13 protein-coding genes are annotated in these 13690 nt (G+C 72.0%); 4 read left to right on the forward strand and 9 right to left on the reverse strand.

The features are described 5' to 3' along the window. Positions 1-61: 61 nt before the first annotated feature. Complete coding sequence (locus AC59HU_RS07155) at positions 62-643, reverse strand: DUF1349 domain-containing protein (RefSeq protein WP_497222688.1); 582 nt, start codon at positions 641-643, stop codon at positions 62-64. Positions 644-855: 212 nt separating this feature from the next. Here AC59HU_RS07155 and AC59HU_RS07160 point away from each other — a divergent pair, with 212 nt between their 5' ends. Then, a complete protein-coding gene (locus AC59HU_RS07160; protein ID WP_497222689.1) occupies positions 856-2091 on the forward strand; it encodes a DUF4190 domain-containing protein in 1236 nt (411 codons plus the stop codon). A 104-nt stretch (positions 2092-2195) separates the two neighbouring features. Here AC59HU_RS07160 and AC59HU_RS07165 read toward each other — a convergent pair whose 3' ends face one another. The 3 genes from AC59HU_RS07165 to AC59HU_RS07175 are packed head-to-tail and all read right to left on the reverse strand — an operon-like array spanning position 2196 to position 5291. After that, a complete protein-coding gene (locus tag AC59HU_RS07165; RefSeq protein ID WP_497222690.1) occupies positions 2196-3077 on the reverse strand; it encodes an ABC transporter permease in 882 nt (293 codons plus the stop codon). Beyond that, on the reverse strand, positions 3064-4137 hold the full coding sequence (locus AC59HU_RS07170; RefSeq protein WP_497222691.1) for an ABC transporter ATP-binding protein: 1074 nt from the start codon (positions 4135-4137) through the stop codon (positions 3064-3066). The genes AC59HU_RS07165 and AC59HU_RS07170 overlap by 14 nt, the downstream gene beginning before the upstream one ends. Further along, positions 4134-5291, reverse strand: a complete 1158-nt coding sequence (locus AC59HU_RS07175; protein WP_497222692.1) for a LolA family protein — start codon at positions 5289-5291, stop codon at positions 4134-4136. The genes AC59HU_RS07170 and AC59HU_RS07175 overlap by 4 nt, the downstream gene beginning before the upstream one ends. 288 nt (positions 5292-5579) lie before the next feature. Here AC59HU_RS07175 and purL point away from each other — a divergent pair, with 288 nt between their 5' ends. Further along, positions 5580-7874 carry a phosphoribosylformylglycinamidine synthase subunit PurL gene (purL, locus tag AC59HU_RS07180; protein WP_497222693.1) on the forward strand — a complete coding sequence of 765 codons (2295 nt, stop codon included), beginning with the start codon at positions 5580-5582 and terminating at the stop codon, positions 7872-7874. A gap of 116 nt (positions 7875-7990) precedes the next feature. Here the strand turns inward: purL and AC59HU_RS07185 are convergent, their stop codons facing one another. The 4 genes from AC59HU_RS07185 to AC59HU_RS07200 form a co-directional block, all read right to left on the reverse strand. Further along, entirely contained in the window at positions 7991-8326 is a 336-nt protein-coding gene (locus AC59HU_RS07185; RefSeq protein ID WP_497222694.1) for a chorismate mutase, read from the reverse strand. 2 nt (positions 8327-8328) lie between these two features. Then, entirely contained in the window at positions 8329-9267 is a 939-nt protein-coding gene (locus AC59HU_RS07190) for a DMT family transporter (protein ID WP_497222695.1), read from the reverse strand. Positions 9268-9498: 231 nt separating this feature from the next. Further along, entirely contained in the window at positions 9499-9918 is a 420-nt protein-coding gene (locus tag AC59HU_RS07195; protein ID WP_497222696.1) for an organic hydroperoxide resistance protein, read from the reverse strand. Positions 9919-9978: 60 nt separating this feature from the next. Then, entirely contained in the window at positions 9979-10614 is a 636-nt protein-coding gene (locus tag AC59HU_RS07200) for a GNAT family N-acetyltransferase (RefSeq protein ID WP_497222697.1), read from the reverse strand. 70 nt (positions 10615-10684) lie between these two features. Here AC59HU_RS07200 and AC59HU_RS07205 point away from each other — a divergent pair, with 70 nt between their 5' ends. Then, positions 10685-11293 carry a maleylpyruvate isomerase family mycothiol-dependent enzyme gene (locus AC59HU_RS07205; RefSeq protein ID WP_497222698.1) on the forward strand — a complete coding sequence of 203 codons (609 nt, stop codon included), beginning with the start codon at positions 10685-10687 and terminating at the stop codon, positions 11291-11293. Between the two features lie 132 nt (positions 11294-11425). Here the strand turns inward: AC59HU_RS07205 and AC59HU_RS07210 are convergent, their stop codons facing one another. Then, on the reverse strand, positions 11426-12067 hold the full coding sequence (locus AC59HU_RS07210) for a MarR family winged helix-turn-helix transcriptional regulator (protein ID WP_497222699.1): 642 nt from the start codon (positions 12065-12067) through the stop codon (positions 11426-11428). A 71-nt stretch (positions 12068-12138) separates the two neighbouring features. Between AC59HU_RS07210 and AC59HU_RS07215 the strand changes: the two genes are divergently transcribed. Then, a complete protein-coding gene (locus tag AC59HU_RS07215) occupies positions 12139-13371 on the forward strand; it encodes an FUSC family protein (protein WP_497222700.1) in 1233 nt (410 codons plus the stop codon). Positions 13372-13690: the final 319 nt, after the last annotated feature.

Raw genomic sequence — 13690 nt, forward strand, 5'->3', positions numbered from 1 at the left:
GGTGGGGCCGGCCGGCGCCCGCGCATCCGGGCATCAGGAGGGGCCGATGCCGGCACCGCGGCTAGGGGTGCAGGGCCGCGTCGGCCTCCGTCGTGCGCCACGAGGTGAAGTGCACCTCCAGGCCCGCCCGCGACGGTGCGCAGCAGTACGGCCCGGCGCTCAGCTCGGCCTCCGGGTCGAGCGGAGCCACCCGCACCAGGCGCCACGGCTCGTCGTCGACGCGCGCCCGGATCGTCACCGCATCCCCCGACCGGCTCGCGCGCACGGTGACGGTGCGCCCCTCCCACCCGGCTGCCGGCCCGAGCGACCAGTCGGACCGCCCCCGGGTCATGACCGCACCCAGGCTCGCGGCGCCGTCGCTCCACTCGACGCCCGCCTTGATCCACTCCGTCTCGTCGACCCGGAGGAAGACGCCCGCCTGGTCGAACTGCTCCGAGAAGTCCAGCACGAACGACACCTCGACGGCCGCGGAACGCCCCAGGGGTGCGAGCAGCGCGTGCGAGTCGTCGTGGATGAAGCCGTAGGAGGTGATCCGCCAGGCGTCGCTGCCCTCGACGGCCGTCACGCGCATCCCGTCGTCGGCGATCTCGACCCGGGCGGGCTCGGTGCTCCACTCGCCGGTGGTCCAGTCGATGTGTGTCATGAGGTCGGGTCCGTTCCGGTCGTGGAGTGGGGGATGCGGCTGTCGCGGGATGCGCGCCGGTGGCACAAGTCTCGCGCAGCCGCGAGACGCCGCGGGGAGATCTCCCCATGGCCGACCGGCGTGGCCCTTGGTAGCGTCGGGACAAGCCGCAGGTCCGGTGTGTCGCCGGAATCCGAGGATGCGGAACTCTTTTGACGAGGTAGAGGTAGACGATGAGCGACCAGAACCAGCCGCCGAGCTCCCCCGAGGAGAACGACTCGCCCACCGGCGCCGGCCCGGACACGCCCCCGGCGACCCCGCCCGCAGCGGCCCCCACGAGCGGCGCCGGCACGAGCGAACCCGGCGCGAGCGGCGCCGGCACGAGCGAGACCGGCGCGAGCGGCGTCGGCACGAGCGAACCCGGCGCGAGCGGCGCCGGCACGAGCGAACCCGGCGCGAGCGGCGCCGGCACGAGCGAGCCCGGCGCAAACACCACCGGCCCGACGCAGCCCTACGGCCAGACCCCGCCCCCGCCCCCCGCCGGCGGCACGACTCCGCCCCCGCCGCCCGCCGGCGGCGGCACGACCCCGCCCGCTCCCCCGGCCGGCGGCCCGTACCCGCCCTACCAGGGCTCCACACCGGGACAGCCCGGCTCCCAGCAGCCCGGCACCCCCGGACAGCCCGGCACCCCCGGCCCCCAGCAGCCCTACGGGCAGCAGCCCGGTGCCCAGCAGCAGCACCCTCCGTACCAGGCGCCCGGCCAGCCTGGACAGCCCGGCGCCTACCCGCCCGCGGCCGGCTTCGCCCCGGGCGACTTCCCGGGCAAGACCCTCGGCATCATCGGCCTGGTCGCCTCGATCATCGCCAGCGTCGTGGGCCTCATCATCTCGGCCATCGCGCTGAGCCAGTCGAAGAAGGCCGGCTACAAGAACGGCCCGGCGCTGGCCGGTGTGATCGTCGGTGGCGCCTTGACGCTGATCACGGCGTTCTTCGTCATCCTCTCCATCATCCTCGCCGTCGTGGCCGGAACCGCCGCGACCGACGACTACGACTACGGCAGCGGAACCAGCGACGGCGGCAGCAGCAGCAGCGACTCCCCCGACAGCACCCAGACCGACGTCTTCGCCCTGCAGGTCGGCGACTGCCTCGACGACCAGACCGGCACCGAGATCACCGAGGTCCCGCTCGTCGAGTGCTCGGCGCCGCACGACTTCGAGGTCTACTACGACTTCGACCTCACCGGGGGCGCGTACCCTGGCGACGACGCGATCGAGTCGCAGGGCGAGTCCGGTTGCGCCGACGCGTTCCAGACCTTCGTGGGCGTTCCCTACGACGAGTCGTTCTACGACTTCACCTACTACAAGCCGACCGAGTCCTCCTGGACCGAGGGCGGCGACCACCTGATCAGCTGCCTCGTCTTCGACCCGAGCGGCAAGGTCACCGGCACCCTGGCGGGCATCGGCGAGTAACGCCCCGGCGTCCTGCGCCAACCGCACCGAGCACAACGCACCGCGCCCGACGTACCGCACCCAACCGCACCGCGCCCGCCGCACCGAGCACGGCTACGGCCGCTTCACGACAGCACGTCCTTCGTCGTGAAGCGGCCGTACGCGAGTGCGCCGAACACCGCCACGTACGCCAGCTGCAGCAGCGCGTTCGAGCCGAACGACGACCAGTCCACCGGCTGCCGCAGCAGATCGGCGAAGTCGAGCCAGTGGTAGCTGAACAGCCACGGATGCAGCCACTCGGTCTGCGACAACTGCCCCAGCACCTGCGAGACGATCGAGATCACGACCGTCGCGGCCATCGCGCCGACCGGGGCATCCGTCAGCGTCGAGATGAACAGGCCGATCGCGCTGAGCCCGAGCAGCCCCACGGTCACGTAGGCCGCGATCAGGAGCGAGCGCAGCAACGACTCCCCCACGCTCACCTGGTCGCCCGAGAGCAGGGTGACCGGCCCGACCGGGAAGAGCGCGACCCCGATCAGGATGCCCGCGAGCGACACCGTCACCGTCGCCGCGAGGCAGAACACCGCGGCGGCCGCGAACTTCACCACCAGCAACCGGATGCGCCCGACCGGCGACACCAGCAGATAGCGCAGCGTGCCGGCGTTCGCCTCGCCCGCGATCGAATCGCCGGCGACCACGCCGACCGTCAGCGGGAGGAACAGCGGGATCGCCACGACCAGCGCCGTCATGGCGACGAACAGGCCGTTCTGGGTGATGCGGTCGAGGAACGCCGGCCCCCGCCCGTCGCCGCCGTCGGTAACCCGGATGGCGACGGCGATCAGGATGGGCACGGCCGCGAGCGCCGCGAGCATCGCCCAGGTGCGCTTGCGCCGGAAGAGCACGGCGAGCTCGGAGAGGAAGAAGCCGAACCCGATGGCCCGCCGCGGACGGCGGGCGTCGAGAGCTGCGGCGGCCGGCTCCGGGCGTATCGGTTCACTGGACGACATCGAAGCCCTCCCCCGTCAGCTCGACGAACAGCTCCTCGAGGGAGGCCCGTTCCACGGCGAACCCGCGCACCCGCACCCCGGCGGTGACGAGTTCGGCGACGATCCTCTCCGGAGGCAGGCCGTCGGGCAGAGCCGCCCCGAGCATCCGCTCGCCCGCGGTCGAACCGGGCGTCGACTCGACGCCGCCCGGCGCAGCCGCACCCGCGACGACCCGCGCATCCGCATCCGGAGCGACCCGCGCCTCCGCACCAACGGCGCCGTGGGGGCCGGTCGGGGACGCCGCCGCCACGGTCAGGCGGGCGAGCACCGACTCGGCGGCCGCCGCATCCGCCGCCACGACCTCGACCCGCACGCGCGCCTGGCCGGTGCTGCGCAGCTCGTCGAGACTGCCCTGTGCCACGAGCCGGCCCGCGCGCATGACCGCGACGTGGTCGCACATCTGCTCGATCTCGCTCAGCAGGTGGCTGGAGACGAAGACGGTGGTGCCCTCGGAGGCGAGCGAGCGGATGAGGCTGCGCACCTCGCGGGTGCCCTGCGGGTCGAGCCCGTTGGTCGGTTCGTCGAGCACGATCAGCTCGCGGGGGGCGAGGAGGGCGTTGGCGATGCCGAGCCGCTGTTTCATGCCGAGCGAGTAGGCGCGCACCTTCTTGCCGGCCGCGTGTCCGAGACCGACCCGGTCGAGGGCGCGATCGACGCGGGCCGACCGGGTGGCGTGCGGCGCGAATCCGTCGGCCGCGTCGAGACGGCGCAGGTTGGCGGCGCCGGAGAGGTACGGGTAGAAGCCCGGACCCTCGATCAGAGCGCCGACCCCCGGCAGCACGGCGGCGGCGCGGCCGGGCATCTCGTGTCCCAGCACGCGGATGTCGCCGGAGGTGGCCCCCGCGAGTCCGAGGAGCATCCGGATCGTCGTCGTCTTGCCCGACCCGTTCGGGCCCAGGAAGCCGAACACCGACCCCCGCGGAACCGTCAGGTCGACGCCGTTCACCACCGTCGAGCGGCCGAAGCGCTTGGTCAGGCCGCGGGTGAGGATGGCGGGCTCGGCGCCGGCCGGATCGGTCACTCGGCCGCGGCCTGCTCGAGCGTCTGCACCGGGACCGACCCGGCGAGCACCCGGCCGTCGTCGGTCAGCAGCACCGAGACCAGCGTGGTCTGCAGGGCGTCGCCGCCGTCGACGGGGGTCGCCAGCTGGGCGAACAGCGGGTTCGACTCGAGCGAGGAGAGGTCGCCGCCGATCGCGGTCTCGACCACGGCGTTCCAGCCGGTGCCGGTGACCGTGGGCTTCTGCGACTCGGGCAGGCCCTCGCCCGTGCCGTCGCCCGCGCCCGCGCCCTCGTGGGGGGTCACGGTCTTCTCGGTGACGTCGGTGCCGGCCGGCGGGGTGAAGTCGAAGAGGTCGCTCGACGGGGTGTCGAGCGAGAGCGAGGTGAAGCCGACGCTGAACGCGGGGCTCGAGGCGCCGCGGGCGAGCACCTCGACCTGCAGCGGGAGTCCGGTCGCGGAGTCGACCGCGATCGAGACCGAGCCGACGAGCGTCTCGGAGCTGCGGGGCGTGAGCACGAGGTCGTAGGCGTCGCGGCCGGCGACCGAGGTGTCGGCGCCGAGTGAGACGTCGGTCGTGGGGTCGACCGCGTCGATGAACTGCTGCGCGAGCTGGGCGGGGGTGGGGATGGTGCCGGTCTCGAGGGGGGTCGCGTTGCTGGCGTCGGCGGCGTGGTCGGGCAGGGTCGCGTGCACGGCGCTGTCGTCTTCGGAGTCGTAGAGCCAGAGGTCGTCGCCGTTCAGGATGACGTCGCGCTCGGCGAGCTGGTCGAGCACCTGCACCCGGAGCAGGCCCTCCCCGCCGGCGTAGACGCGGGCCGAGTGGCTGCCGGTGAGCAGCTCGAGCGCGCTCGTGACGGAGGCCGTGGCGTCGGCGGAGGAACCGGATGCGCCGGTAGAGCCGGAGCCGCCGCTGCCGGAGCCGCCGCTGCCCGAGCCGGCCGCGCCCGACCCGCCCGGCACGCTCGACAGGTCCGGCAGCCCGAGGTCGGCGCTCTGCTGGATCGTGCCCGAGAAGGCCGTGACGTCGGCGGAAGCGGCGAGCTCCAGCACCTCCTGCGCGCTCTTCTGCGGCAGGTCGGCCGAGGCGCTCGCGGCGAAGCCGCCCGCCACCACGACGGCCACCGCTGCGGGGGCCGCGATCGCGGGGATCCATCGTGTCCAGGTGCGTGCCATGTCGATCTCCTCCGTGCTGCGGAGCGGCCGCCGGGCCGCTGCCGTCGGGCGCGTCGGGATGCGCCTGCCGGTACCCCCGACGCTACGCCTCGCAGCCGGGAGTTTGCTCGGCATCCGTCGCCTGTTCGCCCCCGCATCCACACCCGGCCGACCCACCGCATCCGCCCGCCACCGACTGCCGCATCCACACCCCGCCGACCCCCGCATCCGTACCCCGCCGACCCCCACCCCCCGCCCGGTAGAATCGATGCGCATCCCACCCCCCGCAACTCAAGGAGTCCTGGCCGCGTGAGCATTGCCGATACCGTCGAGAACGCCGTCGCCACCCCCGAGCGGGAGCAGCCGTACGAAGCCCTCGGGCTGAAGGCGGATGAGTACGCGAAGATCCGCGAGATCCTGGGCCGCCGCCCGACCAGCGGCGAGCTGGCGATGTACTCGGTGATGTGGAGCGAGCACTGCTCGTACAAGTCGTCGAAGATCTACCTGCGCCAGTTCGGCCAGAAGGTCAGCCCGGCGATGAAGAAGAACCTGATGGTCGGCATGGGCGAGAACGCCGGTGTGGTGGATGTCGGCGAGGGCTGGGCGGTGACCTTCAAGGTCGAGTCGCACAACCACCCCTCCTACATCGAGCCGTTCCAGGGTGCCGCGACCGGCGTCGGCGGCATCGTGCGCGACATCATCTCGATGGGCGCCCGCCCGGTCGCGGTGATGGACCAGCTGCGCTTCGGCGCGCTCGAGCATCCCGACACCGCCCGTGTCGTGCACGGCGTCACGAGCGGCATCTCGTTCTACGGCAACTGCCTGGGCCTTCCCAACATCGGCGGCGAGACCTACTTCGACGCGGTGTACCAAGGCAACCCGCTGGTCAACGCGCTCTCGGTCGGCGTGCTGCGGCACGAAGACCTTCACCTGGCCAACGCCCGCGGCGTGGGCAACAAGGTCGTTCTCTTCGGGGCGCGCACCGGCGGCGACGGCATCGGCGGAGCATCCATTCTGGCGTCGGACACCTTCTCGGCCGGCGGCCCCACCAAGCGCCCCGCCGTGCAGGTGGGCGACCCCTTCGCCGAGAAGGTGCTGATCGAGTGCTGCCTCGAGCTGTACCGCGGCTCGCTGGTCGAGGGCATCCAAGACCTGGGGGCGGCCGGCATCTCGTGCGCCACCTCGGAGCTCGCCTCCAACGGCGACGGCGGCATGTTCATCGAGCTCGACAAGGTGCTCCTGCGCGACCCGTCGCTGACGGCCGAGGAGATCCTGATGTCCGAGAGCCAGGAGCGGATGATGGCGATCGTCGAGCCGTCCAAGCTCGAGGGCTTCCTCGCGGTCACCGCGAAGTGGGACGTCGAGACCAGCGTGCTCGGCGAGGTCACCGACACCGGCCGCCTGGTCATCAACTGGCACGGCGAGGAGATCGTCAACGTCGAGCCGCGCACCGTCGCGGTCGACGGCCCGGTCTACAAGCGCCCCGTGGCCTACCCGTCGTGGATCGACGAGCTGCAGGCGTCGTCGGCCTCGGTGCTGCCCCGAGCGACCTCGGGAGACGGGCTGCGCTCGGAGTTCCTGCGGGTGGTCGGCTCGGCCAACATGGCCTCGAAGGAGTGGATCACCAACCAGTACGACCGGTACGTGCTCGGCAACACGGCCCTGTCGTTCCCGGACGACGGCGGCATGGTGCGCGTCGACGAGGAGTCGGGCCTCGGCTTCGCCCTCGCGTCGGACGCGAACGGCCGGTACTGCCAGCTCGACCCGTACCGCGGCGCCCAGCTCGCGCTGGCCGAGGCGTACCGCAACGTCGCCGTGACGGGAGCGACCCCGGTCGCCGTCTCGGACTGCCTCAACTTCGGCAGCCCCGAGAACCCCGAGGTGATGTGGCAGTTCTCCCAGGCCGTCGAGGGCCTGGCCGACGGCTGCCTCGAGCTCGAGATCCCGGTCACCGGCGGCAACGTCTCGTTCTACAACCAGACCGGGTCGCAGCCGATCCACCCGACGCCGGTCGTCGCGGTGCTCGGCGTGATCGACGACGTCGCCCGCCGCGTGCCCTCGGGCTGGCAGGACGAGGGGTCGAACCTCTACCTCCTCGGCACGACCCGCGCGGAGCTCGACGGCTCGGCCTGGGCCGGCGTCATCCACGACCACCTCGGTGGCCGCCCGCCCCAGGTCTCGCTGCCGGCCGAGGCCGCGCTCGCGTCGCTGCTGCAGGCCGGTGCGGTCGAGGGCCTGATCGACTCGGCCCACGACCTCTCCGACGGCGGGCTCGCCCAGACCCTCGCCGAGTCGGTGCTGCGGTTCGGGATCGGCGCGCGCGTCTGGCTCGACGAGATCATGGAGCGCGACGGCGTCTCGGCGTCGGACGCGCTGTTCAGCGAATCGACCGCGCGGGTGCTCGTGGCGGTGCCGCGCGAGGACGACGTGAAGTTCAAGGGCCTGTGCGCCGGCCGCGACATCCCGGCGCTGCGGATCGGCGTGACCGATGCGGAGTCGGGCACCCTGGAGATCCAGGGCCAGTTCGAGGTGCCGCTCGCCGAGCTGTCGCGCACCCACCGCGCGGCCCTGCCGGAGCAGTTCGGGCCGGTCGTCGGGGGCTGAGCCTCCTCCGCGCAGGCGTCTGACGCGATTGCGTGTTCGAACGGGCTGATAATCGCGATCACGCGTGCACTATGCACGTAGAGGCGCGAATATCAGCCCGTTCGTGCACGCGCGCGCTACTCGGCGGCGTCGGCCGCGATGCGCTCGTGGTGGTGGATGACCTCGGCGACGATGAAGTTGAGGAACTTCTCGGCGAACGCCGGGTCGAGGTGCGACTCCTCGGCGAGCGCCCGCAGCCGCTTGATCTGGCGTGACTCGCGCTCGAGGTCGGCGGCCGGCAGCCCGTGCGTGGCCTTCAGGCGCCCCACGGTCTGGGTGAACTTGAACCGCTCGGCCAGCATGTGGATGAGGGCGGCGTCGATGTTGTCGATCGACTGGCGGATGCTCGTGAGTCGGTCGTAGACATCCGCCTCGGTGTCGAAGCCACCGGTGGACGCCGTCGTGTCAGCCATGCTCAAACTTTAGCGGCCGCGGCCCGGCGCGGAATGCGCAGCCGGCCCTGTGCCAGGACGATGCCCAGGAAGACCAGCAGGGCCCCGAGCGGCGCGTTCCAGCTCAGTGTCTCGCCGAGCAGCAAGAAGCCGAGCGCGACCCCGACCACCGGGGTCAGGTAGGTGACCGTCGAGGTCGCCGTGGGCCCCCAGGCGTTGAGCACATTCATGTACCAGTAGTAGGCGACGCCCGTGCCGAGCACGCCCAGGATGACGAGGCTGACCACGATCGCGGGGTCGAGGGCGATCGGGCCGAGCGCCACGGCCGGGGTGAGCACGAGGAGGATGACCGCCCCCATGCCGACCTGGAGGAAGGCCGCGGTGAGGCCGCTGACCGGGTGCCGGGCCGAGATGAAGCGGCGGATGTAGCCGAAGGTGAAGCCGTAGCAGAGCGCCGAGCCGATGCAGGCGAGCTGGCCGGCGAGCTCGAGGGCGAGGTCTCCGTGCGCGGCCTCGCTGACCGCGAACGACCAGGGCGCGATGATCACGATCACGCCCGCGATGCCGGCCACCACGCCGAGCACCCGGGATCGGTCGAGCCGCTCGACCCGGAACACCAGGGTGACCATGAGCGCCGTCGTGATCGGGGTGACCGCGTTGTAGATGCTCGCGAGGCCCGAGGTGACGTACTGCTCGGCCCAGGCGAAGAGGAGGTAGGGCGCCGCGCAGCCGAAGAAGCCGATGACCACGAAGTGCAGGTAGACGATCGGCTTGCGAGGCAGCGCGGTGCGGGTGACGAGGATGAGCACGGCGAGGGTGACGGCGCCGAGCATGAGCCTGGTCCAGGCCACCTGGCCGAACGAGATGCCGCCCAGCGCGACCTTCATGAAGAGGAAGCTCGCGCCCCAGATCAGGCCGAGCGCGGCGAACTGGAGGACGACGGTGGTGCGTTTGGGTGTCACCGCCCGAGAATATCGCGCGGGCCCGACATCGGACCCGCGCGACGGAGGCTCAGCGGGGGAAATGGCGTCTGCACGTGGTGCATTGACCGTTGTTCGAGGTCGGCGGCCGCCGCGCGTGGTGCGGCGGCCGCCGGTCGAGGGCTCCGGCTGCTCGAGGGGTCTGGCTACTCGAGGGGTCTGGCTACTCGAAGGGTCTGGCCCCTCGAGAGCTGCGGATGCCGAGCGTTCCGGCTACTCGACGACCGCGAGGTTGACGTCGATGTTGCCGCGGGTGGCGTTGGAGTAGGGGCAGATCGTGTGCGCCTTGTCGGCGATCTGCTGCGCCTCCTCGGGCGAGACGTGGGGCACGTAGACGTCGAGCTCGACGGCGAGGCCGAAGCCTCCGGCGTCGTTGTTGCCGATCGACACGCTGGCCGAGACCTCGGCGTCGGTGGTGTCGAGCTTCAGCTCGCGCCCGGCCGCGTGCACCGCGCCGAGGAAGCAGGCCGAGTACCCGGCGGCGAAGAGCTGCTCGGGGTTGGTGCCCTCACCCGAGCCGCCCATCTCCTTGGGCGGGCGGGTGTCGAAGTCCAGGCGGTCGTCCTCGCTCCTGACGTGGCCGTCCCGTCCGCCGCCGGATGCGTGTGCGATTGCAGTGTAGATAGCTTCCATGCCGCTATCCCATCACCTTCGAGCGCTGTTCGCCACGCTCGCGACGAGCGGTCAGGATGCTCACGACATCTGCACAGGCCGGCCGCCGCCCTGGTTCTCCACACGTTCGGTCAGAGCGGCCCGAACGGCGGGCCACTCGTCGATGATGATCGAGAAGACGGCCGAATCCCTCCAGCTCCCGTCGGCGCGCGGTACGTCGCGGCGATGGATGCCTTCGAAGGTCGCGCCGAGCTTCGCGATCGCCGCGCGCGACCGCGTGTTGAGCACGTCGGACTGGATCTTGACCCGGCCGAATCCGTGCTCGAAAGCCAGTCCGAGAAGGAGGAGTTTTGCTTCAGGGTTCACGACCGTTCCCCACACCCGGGGGTCGTAGGCGGTCCAGCCGATGTGCGTCGCCTCGAGCGCCGGCACGAAGTCGCCGAGGGTCGAGGTGCCGATGAGGGTCCCGGCATCCGGGCCGCCGAGAAGGCGGATGGCGTAGGGGTTGCCGCGGTCCCACTGGTAGTAGCCCTCGGCCCACGCGATGAACTCGGGCTCGGTCGAGCGGTAGCCGGCGGGGCCACCCCCGTAGCCGCCGGCGAAGACCTCGGGGCGGCCGATCGCGGCGAAGAGCTCGGGCAGGTGATCCCGCGTGAGCGGCTCGAGACGGATGTAGCGGCCCTCGAGCGGGCCGGGTTCGGGGCGGGTCGCTGGCATGCCTCCAGTCTGGCATCCGGGCGCCCGAGGGCCGGAAGGAATTCGTCTGCACCTGTGCCACGATTGAGCCATGGGCAGCGCCGCCATGTACTTCCACTCAGCCACCGCGTTCCACGACCTCGTCACCCGCATCCCCGACGACCAGTGGGATTCCGTCGCGCTCGGCGAGTGGAGCCTGCGCTCGCTCGTGGGGCACACGACCCGGGCCATCCTGACCGTCGAGAGCTACCTGCTGCTCGACGACCCGGGCTACCCGAACGTGCAGAACGCCGAGGGCTACTATTCCCGGGTCTACCGCGACCTGACCGACCCGGTGGCCGTGGCCGCGCGGGGCGTCGAAGCGGGCATCTGGTTGGGCGCCGATCCGGCGCAGGCGATCGCCGATGCCTTGGCGCGCGCGATGGCGCTGGTCGACTCGGCTCCGCCGGAGCGGATCGTCTCGATCGGCGGACTGGGCATCGAACTGCCCGAGTACCTGCGCACCCGCACCTTCGAGCTCGTCGTGCATTCGATCGACATCAGCCGGGCCACCGGCCTGCCGCACGGGCAGTCGCCCGAGGCGATCGCGGCGACCCTCGAGCTCGCGGCCGGCATCGCGGCGATGCGCGGCGACGGCGAGACCCTGCTGGCGGCCCTCACCGGCCGCGGCACCCTGCCGCCCGGCTTCTCGGTCGTCTGACCCGCGCCCCTGACCTCGCCGGCCTGCGCCGCAGCGGGGCTTCCCGGTCGTCTGACCCTCGTCCCCACCCCGGCGGCCCAAACTATCCGCGGTAACGACGGATATTCGGCGGCTTCTCCGGCTGCGACGGCGTCAGGGGCCGTCAGTGGTGTTGGGCTCCGTCGGTACCGTGCCGGGGAGCTTCTGCTCGACGCTTGCGAGCAGCGTGCGGAGTCCCTCAACTAGTTTGGCGCGGGCGGCGGGCGGGATGCCGTCGAGCAGGGTGCGCTCGACCTCGAGGAGGGCGGGGAAGACGTCGTCGATGAGGGCGGTTCCGGATGCCGACAGGCTGATCAGGGCGCCGCGTCCGTCGGCGGGGTTCGCCGAGCGGTCCACGAGCATCCGCGATTCGAGCGAGCGAAGGCGCTTGGTCGTGGCGGGGCCGGTGGCGAGGGCCACGGTGCGGAGGGATCCGGGCGACTGCGGCTGGGGCTGACGACGGAGGGCGGCCAGGATGTCGAACTCGCCCCGGGTGAGTCCGTAGCGCGCCAGGAACTCGTCGCCCGCGCGGGTCACGAGTGCGGAGGCGCGCAGGATACGGCCGACGACGTCGATCGGCTCGGTGTCGAGCCCGGGCTGCAGCTGCGCCCACGCCGCGCGCACCCCGTCGACGACGTCTTCCCCTGCGTCGAGCGCAGGCCCATGCCCACGCTCACGCACTGATCTGGCCTCGCGATCGCCTACGGGTTCGGCCTTGCTGTGCGGGCCGGGGTCGGGCATTCGTTCGGAGGACACGACGTCAGGGTACAGTAGTTCACGAGTAAACTACTTTCAGGTCAGCGGCGCCCTCGACGACAGGAGACCGCATGACCACCACCCCGACCCGCCCGACCCAGCTGATCAGCCCAACCCAGCCGAGCGGCCCAACCCAGCCACCCCACCCGACGCCGCAGACCCCCACCACCCGCACGACACTGCTCCCGCACCCACGGCGTCTGGTCGAGGTCAGGCCGCACGGCGGCGCCCACTGGGTGGCGCTCCGGGCCGGGGTCGCCGTCGCCGTGCCGCTCGGCATCCTCGCCGCCACCGGACACCTCGAGCTCGCGCTCTACGCCGTCTTCGGCGCGTTCACCGCGCTCTACGGCCGGTCGCACACGCACGTCACCCGGCTCCGGATGCAGGCGAGCGCCGGAGTCGGTCTCGTGCTGGCCGTCGTGATCGGCACGGCCGTGAGCGTCTCCGGGGCCCGCGACTGGATCGTGCTCCCGGTCGTCGCGGTCGTGGCCGCCGTCGCGACCTTCGTCGCCGATGCCCTCGACTGGCACCCGCCGGGCGCGCTGTTCTTCGTGTTCGCCCTGGCGGCCTGCGCGTCGGTGCCCGCGGATGCCGGCCGCATCCTCACCGCCTTCGTGCTCGCCGCCGTCAGCGCGGTCGTGGCGATGGTGATCTCGACCGTCGGCCTCGCCCTTCCGCGGTGGCGCCACCGGGAGCCGACCCGGCTCGCGATCTCCTTCGGCGCGACGTGGAAGCGCCCCGGCGAGCTCGCCAAGGTGGTCGCGGTGGCCGCTGCGGTGCTGCTCGCGGGGCTCATTCCCACGGCGACCGGGCTCGGGCACCCCTACTGGGCGATGGTCTCGGCCGTGGCCGCGCTCGGCGCTGCAGACACCGCCGGCCACCTGATCCGCGCCGGCCAGCGGGTGCTCGGCACCCTCCTCGGCGTGGCCCTAGCGGCGCTGTTGCTGGCGGTCGCCGCCGCCACGACATCCAGCGCCGGACCCGACGCGGGGTCAGGCACGGGATCGGGCTCGGCCGCGTCCCCGCTCGTGCTGATCCTGTTCATCGTGCTGCTCCAGGTCGGCGCCGAGCTCTTCGTGATGCGCAACTACGGCCTCACCATGATCTTCGTCACCCCGCTCGCGCTGCTCATGTCGCAGCTGGCGCATCCGCTCGACGAGGTGGCGCTCCTGCGCGACCGCACCCTCGAGACCCTCCTGGGCGCGGCGGTCGCCATAGCGATCAGCCTCGTGGCCGGATTCGTGGCCGCCCGCTCATCCCACCTCCCCGAGAAGTCGCAAACACGTCATCCCGCGCCCCGCTAGACGTAAAGGCGACTTCTCGGCGCAGGTGGGGTGTGGGGATGCGCGAGGTGGGAACGACGGATGCGCGGGGTGGGAACGTGGATGCGCGGGGCGGGCGCCCAGGGAGGCGGCCCGCGAGACGTCAGTTGTTGTCGCTAAAGCTCGCGGTTAGCGACAACGAGTGCCGGGTCGCGGACATGCCCGGGGTGGGGCGCCGGGCATGCGGCCCGCGAGACGTCAGTTGTTGTCGCTAAAGCTCGCAGTTAGCGACAACGAGTGCCGGGTCGCGGACATGCCCGGGGTGGGGCGCCGGGCATGCGGCCCGCGAGACGTCAGTTGT

The organism is Herbiconiux sp. 320_LB (genome assembly GCF_059691755.1).